Here is a 14,846-nt window from a genome sequence, read left to right as displayed (position 1 = left end):
CTCCGTTGATTCTCTTACGCGGTTGTTAATAGTGTTTATAAGCACCACCTCTTTGTAGGATAGCATTTTCATTGCGTTAAGGCGAACAAAGTGGCGGTAAAACGTCACAGCTTACACTGATAAATACAGATATGTGGATGCCCGGCCTAAAGGCGCCTGCACCCAGTTGTTAAACGCGCAGTGCACGCGAGCCGTGCTTGGCCAGATAGCCCAGCACCATGCCCGGCAAGTCTTGCAATGCACCGACTTCATGCGTGCCACCCACTGCAATGGCTTCACGCGGCATACCAAACACAACGCAGCTGGCTTCATCTTGCGCGAAATTATACGCGCCGGCATTTTTCATCTCCAGCATGCCGGCCGCGCCATCTTTCCCCATGCCCGTCAAGATGACGCCCACGGCGTTCTTACCGGCAAACTGGGCGGCGGAACGGAACAGCACGTCCACCGACGGGCGGTGGCGGTTGACCGGTTCGCTCTGGTCAATCTTGGTCATGTAGTTGGCGCCGGAACGGGTCAGGGTCAAATGCGAATGGCCTGGCGCGATATACGCATGGCCCGGCAGCACGCGTTCATTGCCCTGCGATTCAATGACGGCAATCTTGCACAGCGAATCAAGCCGCTTGGCAAACGAACGGGTAAAGCCTTCCGGCATGTGCTGGGTAATCAAAATGCCCGGGCAATCAGACGGCATTTGCATGAGGAATTCGCGGATTGCTTCCGTCCCGCCGGTGGACGCGCCGACGATGATCAGTTTTTCAGAAGACATCAGCGGGTTGCGTAATTGCGGCAGCGGCGCCTGGCCTTCCGCACCGGCCTGCGGCAGCGTGCGGGCGCGCACGCGGGCACGCGATGCGGCACGGATTTTATCGGTAATCAGTTCGGCATATTCGCGCATGCCGGCCTGGATGGAGATTTTAGGCTTGGTAACGAAATCCACGGCGCCCAGTTCCAGCGCGCGCATCGTGATTTCCGAACCACGCTCCGTCAGCGACGACACCATCACGACCGGCATCGGGCGCAGGCGCATGAGTTTTTCCAGGAAATCGAGGCCATCCATTTTTGGCATTTCGACGTCCAACGTCAGCACATCCGGATTGGTTTGCTTGATCAGCTCGCGCGCGACCAACGGATCAGGCGCCACGCCCACCACTTCCATGTCGGACTGGCTATTGATAATTTCCGTCATGACGCTGCGGATCAGCGCGGAGTCGTCGACGATCAGGACTTTGATCTTCATGATGTTATATCTCTTCTAGTCATGCACCACCGGCACGTCAGGGTCAGAACAGCTCGACCTCGCCCGCCACTGGCTGTTTCTTGAGCCGGCTCGCATATTCGCTTTCGCGTTTGGCCAGCGTATCGTTATGGGTTTGCATCAATTTTTTCACCAGCACTTTGCCCGTGCGGGGAAAAAAATACACTTTGCGGGGATAAATATCGTTCAAGTCTTCCGCAACAATGCGGATCCGTTCATTTTTCAGGAAAGTCTGGACAAACGCGGCATTGCGCTCGCCCACGTTAATGGCGGTAAAACCTTTCAGCACTGCGCCGCCGCCAAATACCTTGGCTTCCATATTTTCCCGCTTGGCGCCGGCTTTCAGCAAATCATTGATGAGAATTTCCATCGCATAGCTGCCATAGCGTGCCGAAGCCGACACGGGACTGCCATCGCCGCCGCCATCGGGCAGCATGAAGTGGTTCATGCCGCCCAGGCCCGTCACGCGGTCACGGATGCACGCCGATACGCACGAACCGAGCACCGTGACAATCAGCATGTCTTTGTTGGTGAAGTAATACTCGCCCGGCAGGATCTTCGCTGCGTCGCAGTCAAACGTCCGGTCGTAATAGACGTTCGTGGCAAATTGTTCCAAGTCCATAGGTCCCCGCCTTCCTTTACGACGACACTCTCAGGCTTGCGCCGCGGCGATCGTCCAGCTCGTACACAGTTTTACCGCGCAATTTCAATTGATCGGACACATACAGGAAATTCTCCGAATGGCCGGCAAACAGCAGTGCGTCGGGCTTCATCAATGGGACAAAGCGCGACAGTATTTTACGCTGAGTCGCCTTATCGAAATAAATCATCACATTGCGGCAGAAAATCACGTCGAACGGACCTTGCACAGGCCACTGGTCCGCCAGCAAATTCAACTGCTTGAACGTGATCAGGTTGCGCAATTCAGGACGCACGCGCACGTAGCCTTCCTTGTCGCCCTTCCCTTTCAGGAAAAAGCGGCGCTGGCGCTCGGGCGACATCTTGTCCAGGCGGTCCAGCGTATAGACGCCGTTGGCGCCGTGGGCCAGCACATTGGTGTCGATGTCGGTGGCAACGATGGTGGCCGGCGGCGTCAACGTATTGAACGCTTCGCACAAGGTCATCGCGATGGAATACGGCTCTTCGCCGGTGGAACTGGCGGAACACCAGATCGTGATGTCGCGCTTGTTTTTGACGTGCTCCGCCAGCAAGGGGAAGTGGTGGGCTTCGCGGAAGAACGACGTCAGGTTGGTGGTCAGCGCATTGGTGAACGATTCCCACTCATCGCCCAGGCGGCCTGCTTCCAGGTCGTCCAGGTATTTAACAAACGAATTGATGCCGCAGGCGCGCAGGCGGCGCGCCAGACGGCTGTACACCATCTCTTGCTTACTGTCAGCCAGTGAAATACCGGCTTTTTTGTAAATCAGCGCGCGCACCCGCTCAAAATCGCGCGCGTTGAAATCAAACTCTTTGACGGTGTCTTTGGATTGCGGCATGTATCTACTTTCTCAAACGTGTCACCAGCGCGCCGCACGCATCGTCAAATGCGCGCGGCGCTTGCGCCGCCTGGTCCGGGACCGGGGTCAATCAGAACTCTTCCCACTCGCCATCTTGCGTATTGGCCGTCGCCAGTTTCTTGGGCGGCGCCTTCGGCGTGGCGGCACGTGGCACCACCGCGGTGCGGGTGACGGCCTTCGGTGCTGCTTTTGGCGCTGCAGCGCGCTGCGCCGTATAGGCGTCACCGGCCAGCTTGAAGATGGCGACGGCGGCAGCCAGGTTCTGCGCCTGTTCCTGCATGCTTTCCGCCGCTGCGGCAGCCTCTTCCACCAGCGCGGCATTTTGCTGCGTCATTTCATCCATCTGCGTGATGGCCTGGTTGACTTCTTCAATGCCGTTGCTTTGTTCCTGGGTTGCCGCTGTAATTTCACCCATGATGTCGGCCACCTGCTTGATCGACGTCACGATCAGGCCCATGGTCTGGCCGGCTTCATCGACGAGGCGCGAACCGGCATCGACTTTGTCCACGGAGTCGCCAATCAATTCCTTGATTTCCTTGGCGGCGGCAGCGGAACGCTGCGCCAGCGAACGCACCTCGGAGGCCACCACGGCAAAGCCGCGGCCCTGCTCCCCTGCGCGGGCCGCTTCCACGGCCGCATTCAGCGCCAGGATGTTGGTCTGGAACGCGATGCCATCGATGACGCCAATGATGTCCACCACTTTGGACGACGATTCCTTGATCGAGCCCATGGTTTCCACCACTTGCGATACCACGGTGCCGCCTTTTTCCGCCACCGACGACGCCGACACAGCCAGCTGGTTGGCCTGGCGCGCGTTATCGGCATTTTGCTTCACGGTGGACGTCAGCTGCTCCATCGACGACGCGGTTTCTTCCAGCGAGCTGGCCTGCGCTTCCGTGCGCGACGACAGGTCGGCATTGCCGGACGCGATTTCCTGCGATGCCACGGTGATGGTTTCCGTGGACGAGCGCACTTCGCTGACCGTGCGCACCAGGCTGTCGTTCATTTCGCGCAGCGCTTGCAGCAGTTCGCTGGTTTCATCCTTGCCTTCGACCGTCACTTGCGACGTCAGTTCGCCTCCGGCCACGCGCTTGGCCACTTCCACGGCGCCGTACAGCGGCCCCGTGATGGAGCGGGTAATGATCAGCGCCGCCACCACGCCCAGCGCGATGGCGATCGCGCCCAGGCCGAACAGGATCATCATCAGGCGGCTGTCGGCGGCAATCGAGCCTTCCAGCACGGCGGCCGACGCTTTTTGCTGCATGTCCACCAGCGTATTGAGCGCCGACAGGGTTTGCTGGTTCAGCGGATCGATACGGCTGGCGATGACTTTCGCGGCGCCTTCCGAGTTAAACGCCAGCACCTGGCCGATGGCTTCCTTGAACGCGGCGTCGACGTCCTTGTCCAGTGCTGCGATATCCGACAGCACCTTCTTTTCCGCGTCATTCAAGCCTAAGCTTTGCAGCTTGTCGCGCGCCGCGTCATAGCGTTTGCGCTGTTCCTTGACCTTGCCCTCTTCCTTCTGCATCAGGCTGACGTCCGATTGCAGGCCGATGTTGCGCATGGCAATACCGGTTTCCAGCATCGCGCTCTTCATCGCAGACGCTTGCAGGTTTTTTGCGTTGGCCGTTTCCAGGCCGCCCCGTAATTCCGATTTATTGCGGTAGTTCAGCACATTGGTCAACAAGACCATGGCAGCGAGAATCAGCAAGATGCTGCCGAAACCAATGCTCAACCTGGTGCCGATTTTAAAGTCGCGTAAATTCATCATCGTCTCCCTTCGTTGCTGTCTTTCAGGCGGCGCGTTCCCTTTTGGGTACAGCCCCGGCGCCATCCAGGGTTTCTGCGCGCATTCTTGTTTTAATACGCCCGCCATCGTTGCGGCAGGCTATCTTTTATTAATAAGGTTTTTTAAGCAGCCATCTGGTCGTTCAGCCCCATGTCCGGGCTGGACATCAGGCGGTCGATATCGACCAGGATCAGCATACGCTCATCGATGGTGCCCAGGCCGATGATGTATTCGGTCGAGAATGCGGTGCCCATTTCCGGCGGCGGCTTCACCTGGTCTTGCGTCAGGGTGGTGACGTCGGACACGGAATCGACCACCATGCCCACCACGCGGCCATTGATGTTGAGGATGATGACCACGGTGAACTGGTCATACACGGCCTCGCCCAGCTGGAACTTGATGCGCATGTCCACCACGGGAATGATGATGCCGCGCAGGTTGATGACACCCTTGATGAATTCCGGCGCGGAAGCAATGCGGGTCACCGCTTCATAGCCGCGGATTTCCTGCACCTTCAGGATATCGATCCCGTACTCTTCTTTACCCAGCTTAAACGCAAGGAATTCGCGGCCGGCGATATCCTCTGCGTTTGCTGCCAGATTTGCGTCTGCCATATGATTACCCTCTAGCTCTTATTGAGAAAAAATGGATTCGTCAGCCAACTGGCGGGACGAGCGGATCAATGCGGCCACATCAAGAATCAGCGAGACGCCGCCATCCCCCAGAATAGTGGCGCCTGAAATGCCCGCCACCTTGCGATAATTCGATTCGAGGTTTTTCACCACCACTTGCTGCTGGCCTACGAGTTCGTCGATGAACAGCGCCGCCTTGCGGCCATCGGTTTCCAGGATCACGATGATGCCTTCGCATGGATTCGTGAAGCGCGGCGTGATGTCGAACATCTGGTACAACGGAATCAGCGGCAGGTATTCGCCGCGCACCTTGATGACTTTGCCCTTGCCGGTGATTTCCTTGACGTCTTCCGGCACCGGCTGCAGCGATTCAATAACGAAGCCCAGCGGCAAGATGTAAATTTCATCGCCGACGCGGATCGTCATGCCATCCAAAATCGCCAGAGTCAATGGCAACGAAATGGAAATCGTCGTACCAAACCCTTTGGCGGAACGGATATCGACATTGCCGCCCATGGCAGTAATGTTGCGTTTGACGACATCCATGCCGACGCCGCGGCCCGACACGTCGGTAACAGTTTCCGCCGTCGAGAAGCCCGGCGCGAAAATCAATTGCCACACGTCGGCATCGGCCATGTTGTCCGATACGGGCAAGCCATTCTGGCGCGCCTTGGCGAGGATTTTTTCGCGGTTCAAGCCGCCGCCATCGTCCGCCACTTCAATGATGATGTTGCCGCCCTGGTGGCTGGCGGACAGCAGCAGGCGGCCCGCATCGCTCTTGCCGGCGGCGCGGCGCACGTCCGGCATTTCAATGCCGTGGTCGATACTGTTGCGCACCAGGTGCGTCAGCGGATCGACGATACGCTCGATCAAGCCCTTGTCCAGTTCCGTGGCGGCGCCATTGGTAATGAAGTCGACTTTCTTGCCCAGCTTGGCGGCCAGGTCGCGCACCATGCGCGGGAAGCGCGAAAACACGAAGTCCATCGGCATCATGCGGATCGACATCACGGCTTCCTGCAAGTCGCGCGTATTGCGCGTGAGCTGGCTCACTGAGGAGAGCAGGCGTTCATGCACCATCGGGTCCAGCGTATCGACGCGCTGTTCGATCATCGCTTGCGTGATCACCAGTTCGCCCACCAGGTTGATCAGCTGGTCGACTTTTTCAATCGACACGCGGATCGACGACGATTCGCCGCCACCGCTGGCGGCAGGCTTGTCGTCCTTCTTCGCGGCGGCTTTCTTGTCCGGTTCCGGCGTCGGCGCCGCGGTCGGCTCCTCCTTGATGCCGGCGCGCGCGCGGATGGTTTCTACCGGTTCGAAGAAGCCATATCCTTTGTTGTCGTCTGCCGCTTGCGCCGCATCGGCGCGGATCTGGTCCAGCGGCTGGAAGAAGCCATACCCAGGATCGCCCTGCTGCGCCGGCGCGGCCGGCGCAGCCGATGGTTCAACCGGGTCAAAGAAACCATAGCCTTGCGCTGCTTCGATGCGGTTGCGCTCCGCATGTTCACGGGCTTGCTGGGTCGGCGTCAGCGCCGGCAATTCCGTGATCTTCAAATCGTCCGGATTTAAAATGAACGAACAAATCGAAATGATGTCGTCCAGGCTTTCATGGGTGGTCACCACCAGTGCAGTGCGGCCGCCTTCAAGCGGCGTCGTCGATACCAGGCCCAGCAAGCCTACTTCCGCCGACAGCGCAGCCACTTCGCGCTGGTTCATTTGCGGCAATTCCAAACGGTAGCGGCGGCCATCGCTGTGATCGACCTTGTCATCGTCCGCCGCACTGTTGAAGGCGGGCGCCATGTGCGTCAAGTCCGCCACCACCACGTCTTGCGCCAGCGATTGCAGCATCATGCGCACGTTGCCCACGGCATCCTGGTCAACGGCTGCACCGCCACGGTGGCCATCGAGTTGCATTTTCAAGATGTCTTTGGCGGCCAGGAAGGCATCCACGTGCTCTGCCGTCAATGCCATCTCGCCCTTGCGGATACGGTCCAGCAGGGTTTCCAGCACGTGCGTGATTTCCGTCATGTCGTTCAGGCCGAACGTCCCCGCGCCCCCTTTCACGGAGTGGGCGGTACGGAAAATCGCATTCAAGTCTTCTTCCGTGGGCGCGGCAATGTCGACACCCAGCAGCAAGCGCTCCATTTCGGCCAGCAGTTCCTCGGCTTCATCAAAGAAGACCTGGTAGAACTGGCTAATGTCGATGGTCATGGCGCGACTCCATCAAGTACTGGATACATGGGAAGTCCTCAGCCGATGACTTTCTTGACTACCTCGATAAGACGCTGCGGATCAAATGGTTTGACCAGCCAGCCATTGGCGCCAGCCGCGCGGCCCTTGGCTTTCATCTCGTCGGACGATTCTGTGGTCAGCATCAGGATAGGCACCTTCTGGTAGCTTTGCAGTTCGCGCAAATGCTTGATCAATTGCAAACCATCCATGCGCGGCATGTTCTGGTCGGTCAACACCAGGTCTACCGTCGTGCCTTTGGCTTTTTCCAGACCGTCCTGGCCGTCAACCGCTTCCACCACCTGGTAACCGGCCGCCTTCAGGCTGAAGGCCACCATCTGTCGCAGCGAGCTGGAATCGTCAACTGCAAGAATTGTTTTCGCCATTTTGTTTTATCTCACTATCTGCTTCGTTATTCAATCAACCGTCAAAACAACTCGATGTCGCCGCTTTCCAGGTGCTTCTGGCTGACGGCCTTGCGCAGCACGCTGCGCAATTCGAGACTCTGGATGGCCAGCGCCATGCTGACCTTGCCGAGCAATTCGACGATTTCATCATTGTCGCTTTCCGGCACCATTTCCGCACCGTGGGCGCCCAGGGTACCAAGGAATTCGCGCAAGCCGGTCACGCGCTTCAACGTGCGGTCGATCAGCTGGCTCGTCATGTCCTGGAACTGCATGCTGGTGACAGCCGCATTCACATACTCGCCTACCTGCGACGACAGCGCGCCCAATTGTTCCTTTTGCTCGGCGCTGGGGGTAGCCCCTGCTAACAAGGCATCAATGGCGGCTTGCTGCGCGCTGACCGTCTCGTGGATGGCCATGAAGTTGCGCGACAATTTTTCAATCGCTTCTTCCAGCAGGAGGTTGGTCTGGATTAAATCCGTCTCCACTTCCGTCAAATGCCGGCGCCCATGGTCAGACACGCCGGACAGCAGGCGCTTCACATGGGAGCCAAGGATTTTTTTTCTCGTCATATCAGTCTCGTTTCAAAGCCTGCAGTGCGCATTTCGCCTGCGTTACTTCTTCGGTGCTGCGGTCCCGCCCGGGACGGCTGCCCTGGTCGCCTCGGTCTCGGTCCCTACATCCATTTTCTGCGAACCTTCTTTCAACAAGCCTTCTTCCGTCTTCTTGTTCATCACGATGATGCTGATGCGGCGGTTGATCGGATTGAATGGATCCTTGCGGTCCAGGTGGACCGCGGAGCCCAGCCCCACCACGCGCATGATCTTGTTTTCCTGCAGGCCGCCGGCAACCAGCGCACGGCGCGATGCATTGGCGCGGTCGGCCGACAATTCCCAGTTGCTGTAGCCGGCATCGGTAAAGTACGGCGTGGAATCGGTGTGGCCGGACAAGCCGATGCGGTTCGGCACTTCATTCAACACCACGCCGATTTCATGCAAGATATCCTTCGTATAAGGCTGCAAGGTGGCCGACGCCAGCGCAAACATCGGACGGTTCTGTTCATCGACGATCTGGATACGCAAGCCTTCCGCCGTGAAGTCCAGCAACAGCTGGTCCTTGTACTTCTTCAGCAGCGCATTGTTTTCAATCTTTTCTTCGATCTTTTCCTTCAGCATTTGCAGGCGCAAGGTTTCCTGGCGCTCCATTTCCGCTTTCGCGGCCGTCAGGTTGTACGATTTTTTCGTCACTGCCGGGTCATCGGCCTGCTTGACCTGGCCTTCCTTGCGCGTCAAATCCTTGCCGCCGCCGGGAATGACCGATGAGCTGTCGCCCGACCCGGAACCGCCCTGCATTGCGACTTTCAGCGGTGTTTTAAAGTATTCGGAAATCCCGTTCAAATCGCCCTTGGTGGTGGAGCCCAGCAGCCACATCAGCAGGAAAAACGCCATCATGGCAGTGACGAAGTCGGCATACGCAATTTTCCAGGCGCCGCCGTGATGGCCATGGCCGCCCTTTTTAATGCGTTTGACGATGATAGGCCGCATTCCTTCGTCAGCCATATCGATTCCTTAAAATTGCCATAGTGTAATGATACGCGAAGGCCCGGATTACTTGGACTTCGATTTCTTGATATGTTCCTCTAGTTCGGAGAAGGTCGGACGTTCCGTTGAATACAGCACTTTACGGCCGAACTCCACTGCCAGCGCCGGCGCATAGCCATTGAGGCTGGCCAGCAGCGTGACTTTCACGCACTGGAACATCTTGGTCGACTCTTCGAGCTTTTGCTCGTGCAGAGTGGCCAGCGGGCCAACGAAGCCATACGCTAGCAAAATACCGAGGAAGGTACCGACCAGTGCTTTTGCAATCAGCAAGCCCAGTTCGGACGGCGGGATCCCCACCGATTCCATCGTGTGCACCACGCCCATCACGCAAGCGACAATGCCGAATGCCGGCATGCCGTCGCCCAGCTTGGCCAGCGCACCGGCCGGCACCATGCCTTCGTGGTGGTGGGTTTCAATCTCGTTATCCATGAGGTTTTCAATCTGGAACGCATCCATATTCCCGGAAACCATCAAGCGCAGGTAATCGCTCATGAATTCGACGATATGGTGGTCTTCCAGCACCATCGGATACTTGGAAAACAGCGGGCTTTCGTTGGGCGAGTCAATATCGCCTTCAATCGACATCAAGCCTTCTTTCCTGACTTTGGACAGGATGTCGAACAACAGCGACATCAGCTCCATGTACAGTTCCTTCGTATAGCGGGAACCGGCAAACAGTTTGGGGATGGCTGCCGCCGTGGCCTTGATCGCCTTCATGTTATTGCCGACGAAGAAGGCCCCGATGGCGGCGCCGCCAATCTGCACTAATTCGACGGGTTGAAACAAGGATGCCAGGTGGCCGCCGGCATAAGCGAAGCCGCCGAACACGCACGCAAGGACGGTGAAATAGCCAATTAAAACAAACAAGAGAACACGCTCCGCAGAGTGAAAAATGGGTAAATTTACACGTGGAACTACAATAGCGTGAGACAGGGGGTACCGGCAAGCGAAAGCGGCTCAAAAACGCCAAACATAGAGTGCAGGACCGTGCTCTGTGGTAACTATGGTCTTGTTAGGAGGACAATCAGCAATTTCAAACTCATAACTGATTAACAAGCTTCCAGCATGCATTTCACGTGACGCCTTGGCCCACAATCCCGGCATCGCGGCGGGCGACAGGTAGGCAAACACCATGTCGTAACGGCTGAAATCCAGGGTTTCATAATCGCCACGAATGAAGCTGGCGCGGCTTCCCGAGAATTTGGCCCGCAGCCGCGAAACCAGCCATGGCAACGGGGCCAGCTCGATTCCCGTCACCTGCGCATCGGGGCGGACCCGCGCCAGGTGCAGCGCCATGCCGCCCACGCCGCTGCCGATATCGATCAGCCGCAAGCCCGCACGCCGGGGCAATTCCTGCTCCACGGCTTGCCACACGGCGGAACCCGAGTTATACAGGGGCACCTGGGTGCGGTACGTCGACCAGTACACCCCCAGCAGTACGGCAAACACAATTAAATACAGTACTGGCGGCAATTTCAGCGCCAGCGCCAGCAGTATGGCAATGGGAAACAGGAATTGAATCACGCGCCACCATGGCGCCATGCCCAGCTTCCACGTAAAGAACAGGGCGACGCAGCCCTGCACCAGCGCAAACACGGCAAACGTCACGGGAACGTGCGCGGTATCAAGCGCACTGAGCAGAAAATAAGACGTGGGGACCGCCGCAGCCTGGACCAGCGCGGCCTGGACCGCCGGAATGGAAAAGAAGCGGCCCCAGTTCAAGTGGCGCTCCGGCAAGGTGCGCGGTTCAGATTCACGCGGCTTGCGACTCCGATTCTTTTGCCTTCTTGGTCTTGCCAGCCCGCGACGGCATATGGCACAGGCCGCAAACGTAGCCGCCATTCAAATCCATGGCATCGACCACGAACTTGCCTTGGCACTTGTGGCAAGGCACCAGCTTCAGCATGTCGCTGTTGAAGAAGCGCACCAGCGTCCACGCGCGGGTCAGCGACAGCACCGGCTCTTCGCCCGGCGCCGGAGGCATTTGCTCCAGGTACAGCTGGTACGCCTTCATGACTGCCTGGATGCCAGTGGCGCCGGCATGGGTCACGAGGAAGTTATGAATATTAACAAACAGCGACGAATGGATATTCGGCTGCCACGTCAGGAACCAGTCGGTCGAGAACGGCAGCATGCCTTTCGGCGGCGACACGCCCTTCAATTCCTTGTACAGCTTGAGCAAGCGTTCACGGGACAGCGACACTTCCGTTTCCAGCAACTGCAGGCGGGCGCCCAGGTTGATCAGCTCGATGGCCAACTGGATTTCCTGCGCTTCGGATACGACGCTTTTCTTGCTCATGGCAATCTCCAGGATTTAAGCGATCTCTTCAACTGGCTGGCCGGCCATCAGGATGGCGGCATGCGATTGTGCCAGCGAGCGGTCTTTATTGTAATTGGTCAGCATGCCCAGGATGGCGCTGTCATCGAAGCGGAAGCGGGCCAGCATCATGTTGCCGCCTGCCAGTTTCAAGATTTGCGCATTGCTCATGCTTTCGATCAGGTCGGCGATGTCAGCCGAGATACCCAGGCGGAAGATCGCGGTGACTTTGTCAGCGCGGATCATTTGCTGCGCCAGCATCAGGTAGCTCAGGTTTGCATCGCGGATCTCAGCCATCATGTCGTTTGCAGTCATTTTCCATCTCCTCGGTTGGTTTCAACGCATTTGCGTTTCCGTTGAGATACATTCTGCTGGAGCAAGTTGATGCAGAGAAGTGGACAACTGCTGTATTTTGGGTCCGGCAATGACGGACACGCCCTGTCAGCCTTTGTCTGACAAAGGCAGGGCGATTAGTGCGCAACGCCAGTATTGGCGCGGGTTTGCGGGGTGTCGAACTTCAATCAAAATCCCGTTTTTAAAGCTGTAAACAACGATGGAAACTGACTCTTTTTCGCGACATCTAACCCGGTAACGGCAGGGTTTTGAGGAACTTTAGGGTTTTCTTCGATTTTTTTTAAAAAAATTCGAAATTTTTACATCCATGCTCCCGACACGCTTTTTCGCGTATCTAAAACTGGTAACGGCATGGGTTGAGGGAACTTTAGGGGCTTTTTTAAAAATTTTTGAAGAACATTCAAAGTTCTGCGTTTCTAAATAAATTCAAAATTTATGATGGCATTTCACGCAAATTCCAGCGTCATCCGTCGAAGGATTTTAAAAAATACCATCAGGAAGCCATCCCCTTCCCTGCCAAAAATTGCTAAACTTCAGCTTCCAATTAGATTAAACCTAAACTATTTCCCGTCATGACTACCCGTAACGACTGCCTTACCCGCGATGCGCATGATCCGCTCGCGGCCCTGCGCGACCAGTTCGATTTGCCGGCCGGCGTCATTTATTTGGATGGCAACTCGCTGGGCGCCCGCCCGAAAGCAGCGCTGGCCCGCGCCCAGCACGTGATCGGCCACGAATGGGGCAAGGACTTGATCCGCAGCTGGAATACGGCAGGCTGGTTCGATATGCCCAAACGCCTGGGCAACCGGCTGGCGCCCCTGATCGGTGCGCGCGACGGTGAAGTCGTTGTCACAGATACCACGTCGCTGAACTTGTTCAAGGCGCTGGCCGCCGCTATCCACCTGCAGGCGCAGCATCCGGAGCGTTCCGGCCGGCGGGTCATCATCACGGAACGGACGAATTTCCCGACCGATATCTATATGGCGCAGGGCTTGTCCAGCTGGCTGGATCGCGGCTATACCGTCAAGCTGGTCGACAGCGTGGAGGATATTCCTGCCGCGCTCGATGGCGACGCGGCAGTCTTGATGCTGACGCACGTGAATTACCGCACCGGTTACCAGCACGACATGGCGGCCTTGACCCGCCTGGCCCATGAGGCCGGCGCAGTCGCGATTTGGGACTTGGCGCACTCGGCCGGCGCCGTGCCTGTCGATTTGCATGCAGCGCATGCCGACTTTGCCGTGGGCTGCACGTATAAATACTTGAATGGCGGCCCGGGCGCGCCAGCGTTCATCTGGGTGCCGCAGCGCCATCAAGCTGCATTCACGCAACCGCTGTCCGGCTGGTGGGGCCATGCCGCACCGTTTGCCATGGCGCCGGACTTTGCACCAACGGAAGGCATCGGCCGCGCACTGTGCGGCACGCAGCCAGTCACGTCGCTGGCGCTGGTGGAGTGCGGGCTGGACGTGTTCGAGCAAACCAATATGGCGGCCATCCGCGCCAAATCACTGGCGCTGACCGACTTGTTCATTGAGCTGGTGGAATCGCGCTGTGCCGGCCACCCGCTGGGCCTGGTGACGCCGCGCGACCACGCGCGCCGTGGCAGCCAGGTCAGCTTTACGCACCCGCACGGTTTTGCCGTGATGGCAGCATTGATTGAGCGCGGCGTGATTGGCGATTACCGCGAACCGCACATCATGCGCTTCGGCTTTACGCCGCTGTACACCAGCTTTGCCGATGTGTGGGATGCCGTGGAAATCCTGAAAGAGATCCTCGACAATGGAAAATACGATATTGCCGCCGAACGCGGCGCAGTCACTTGAGGAAGCGCGATGACCGACAACACCAACAGCGGCTGCCCGTTCCACAGCACGGCCCCGGCCAGCAGCGACGCCCAGTGGCACGGCGCACAAATGGATTTCAGCAAATCCATGAGCTATGGCGATTACCTGGGGCTGGAACGCATCTTGACGGCGCAGCACCCGCTGTCGCCCGAGCACAATGAAATGCTGTTCATTGTGCAGCACCAGACCAGCGAACTATGGATGAAGCTGATGCTGCACGAAATGCATGCGGTGGTCGCCAACATCCAGGCCGACAATTTGCCGCCAGCGTTCAAAATGCTGGCGCGCGTGGCCCGCATCATGGATCAACTGGTGCATGCCTGGGACGTGCTGGCCACGATGACGCCGCCGGAGTACACGGCGATCCGCCCTTACCTGGGCGCCTCAAGCGGCTTCCAGTCGTTCCAGTACCGCGAAATCGAGTTCATCCTCGGCAACAAGAACCCGAACATGCTGGCTGTGCATGAAACCACGGCGGACAACCACACCCGCCTGCAAGCCGCCCTGCAATCGCCATCGATTTATGACGAAGCGATCCGCCTGCTGGCCCGCAATGGCTTCAACATCAGCCCGGAGCGCCTGAACCGCGACTGGTCGCAGCCGACTGTGGCGGACGAGTCCGTCAAGGAAGCGTGGCTGGAGGTGTACCGCGATCCGCAAAAACACTGGGCGCTGTATGAGCTGGCGGAAAAGCTGGTCGATATGGAAACCGCGTTCCGCTTTTGGCGCTTCCGCCATGTCACCACCGTCGAACGCATTATCGGCTTCAAAACCGGCACGGGCGGCACCGCCGGCGTGTCGTACCTGCGCAAGATGCTGGACGTGGTGCTGTTCCCGGAATTGTTTGCACTGCGCACGGCCCTGTAAGCGCTACCGCATTGATGGCAATCAATGCAAGATT

At 57.9% G+C, this 14,846-nt stretch carries 15 protein-coding genes; 2 read left to right on the top strand and 13 right to left on the bottom strand.

Annotated features, from left to right (window positions below; genetic code table 11):
• Nucleotides 1-169: 169 nt before the first annotated feature.
• The 13 genes from GM668_RS09530 to flhD all read right to left on the bottom strand — a co-directional run bounded on the left by GM668_RS09530 (nucleotide 170) and on the right by flhD (nucleotide 12,062).
• Nucleotides 170-1,240: a protein-glutamate methylesterase/protein-glutamine glutaminase gene (locus GM668_RS09530; protein WP_155438707.1), complete on the bottom strand. Its 1,071-nt coding sequence runs from the start codon at nucleotides 1,238-1,240 to the stop codon at nucleotides 170-172.
• Nucleotides 1,241-1,283: 43 nt separating this feature from the next.
• Nucleotides 1,284-1,880 carry a chemoreceptor glutamine deamidase CheD gene (cheD, locus tag GM668_RS09525; protein WP_155438706.1) on the bottom strand — a complete coding sequence of 199 codons (597 nt, stop codon included), beginning with the start codon at nucleotides 1,878-1,880 and terminating at the stop codon, nucleotides 1,284-1,286.
• A 16-nt stretch (nucleotides 1,881-1,896) separates the two neighbouring features.
• Nucleotides 1,897-2,754, bottom strand: a complete 858-nt coding sequence (locus tag GM668_RS09520; protein ID WP_155438705.1) for a CheR family methyltransferase — start codon at nucleotides 2,752-2,754, stop codon at nucleotides 1,897-1,899.
• Nucleotides 2,755-2,845: 91 nt separating this feature from the next.
• Entirely contained in the window at nucleotides 2,846-4,543 is a 1,698-nt protein-coding gene (locus GM668_RS09515; protein ID WP_155438824.1) for a methyl-accepting chemotaxis protein, read from the bottom strand.
• A 143-nt stretch (nucleotides 4,544-4,686) separates the two neighbouring features.
• Nucleotides 4,687-5,178 (bottom strand): chemotaxis protein CheW, encoded by a 492-nt coding sequence (locus GM668_RS09510; protein ID WP_155438704.1) that lies wholly within the window; start codon nucleotides 5,176-5,178, stop codon nucleotides 4,687-4,689.
• A gap of 18 nt (nucleotides 5,179-5,196) precedes the next feature.
• Nucleotides 5,197-7,407 carry a chemotaxis protein CheA gene (cheA, locus tag GM668_RS09505; protein WP_155438703.1) on the bottom strand — a complete coding sequence of 737 codons (2,211 nt, stop codon included), beginning with the start codon at nucleotides 7,405-7,407 and terminating at the stop codon, nucleotides 5,197-5,199.
• A 38-nt stretch (nucleotides 7,408-7,445) separates the two neighbouring features.
• Nucleotides 7,446-7,811, bottom strand: a complete 366-nt coding sequence (locus GM668_RS09500) for a response regulator (RefSeq protein WP_155438702.1) — start codon at nucleotides 7,809-7,811, stop codon at nucleotides 7,446-7,448.
• 41 nt (nucleotides 7,812-7,852) lie between these two features.
• Entirely contained in the window at nucleotides 7,853-8,401 is a 549-nt protein-coding gene (locus GM668_RS09495; RefSeq protein ID WP_155438701.1) for a chemotaxis protein, read from the bottom strand.
• 42 nt (nucleotides 8,402-8,443) lie between these two features.
• Nucleotides 8,444-9,388, bottom strand: a complete 945-nt coding sequence (motB, locus tag GM668_RS09490; protein ID WP_155438700.1) for a flagellar motor protein MotB — start codon at nucleotides 9,386-9,388, stop codon at nucleotides 8,444-8,446.
• 48 nt (nucleotides 9,389-9,436) lie between these two features.
• The gene (gene motA / locus GM668_RS09485) at nucleotides 9,437-10,297 is read right to left on the bottom strand and encodes a flagellar motor stator protein MotA (RefSeq protein ID WP_155438699.1); all 861 of its coding nucleotides are present in this window, start codon (nucleotides 10,295-10,297) and stop codon (nucleotides 9,437-9,439) included.
• Nucleotides 10,298-10,387: 90 nt separating this feature from the next.
• Nucleotides 10,388-11,152 (bottom strand): class I SAM-dependent methyltransferase, encoded by a 765-nt coding sequence (locus GM668_RS09480; RefSeq protein WP_229499104.1) that lies wholly within the window; start codon nucleotides 11,150-11,152, stop codon nucleotides 10,388-10,390.
• A gap of 31 nt (nucleotides 11,153-11,183) precedes the next feature.
• Nucleotides 11,184-11,729 (bottom strand): flagellar transcriptional regulator FlhC, encoded by a 546-nt coding sequence (gene flhC, locus GM668_RS09475; RefSeq protein ID WP_155438697.1) that lies wholly within the window; start codon nucleotides 11,727-11,729, stop codon nucleotides 11,184-11,186.
• Nucleotides 11,730-11,744: 15 nt separating this feature from the next.
• Complete coding sequence (flhD, locus tag GM668_RS09470) at nucleotides 11,745-12,062, bottom strand: flagellar transcriptional regulator FlhD (protein WP_155438696.1); 318 nt, start codon at nucleotides 12,060-12,062, stop codon at nucleotides 11,745-11,747.
• Between the two features lie 611 nt (nucleotides 12,063-12,673).
• Here flhD and kynU point away from each other — a divergent pair.
• Both kynU and kynA read left to right on the top strand, forming a co-directional pair.
• Nucleotides 12,674-13,924, top strand: coding sequence for a kynureninase (gene kynU / locus GM668_RS09465; RefSeq protein WP_155438695.1), 1,251 nt, complete (start codon nucleotides 12,674-12,676; stop codon nucleotides 13,922-13,924).
• 9 nt (nucleotides 13,925-13,933) lie between these two features.
• Nucleotides 13,934-14,812 (top strand): tryptophan 2,3-dioxygenase, encoded by an 879-nt coding sequence (gene kynA, locus GM668_RS09460; protein ID WP_155438694.1) that lies wholly within the window; start codon nucleotides 13,934-13,936, stop codon nucleotides 14,810-14,812.
• Nucleotides 14,813-14,846 lie beyond the last annotated feature (34 nt).

Source organism: Pseudoduganella ginsengisoli (assembly GCF_009720865.1).
Lineage (GTDB): Bacteria > Pseudomonadota > Gammaproteobacteria > Burkholderiales > Burkholderiaceae_D > Rugamonas > Rugamonas ginsengisoli.
This window is presented reverse-complemented; position numbering and strand designations above follow the sequence as displayed.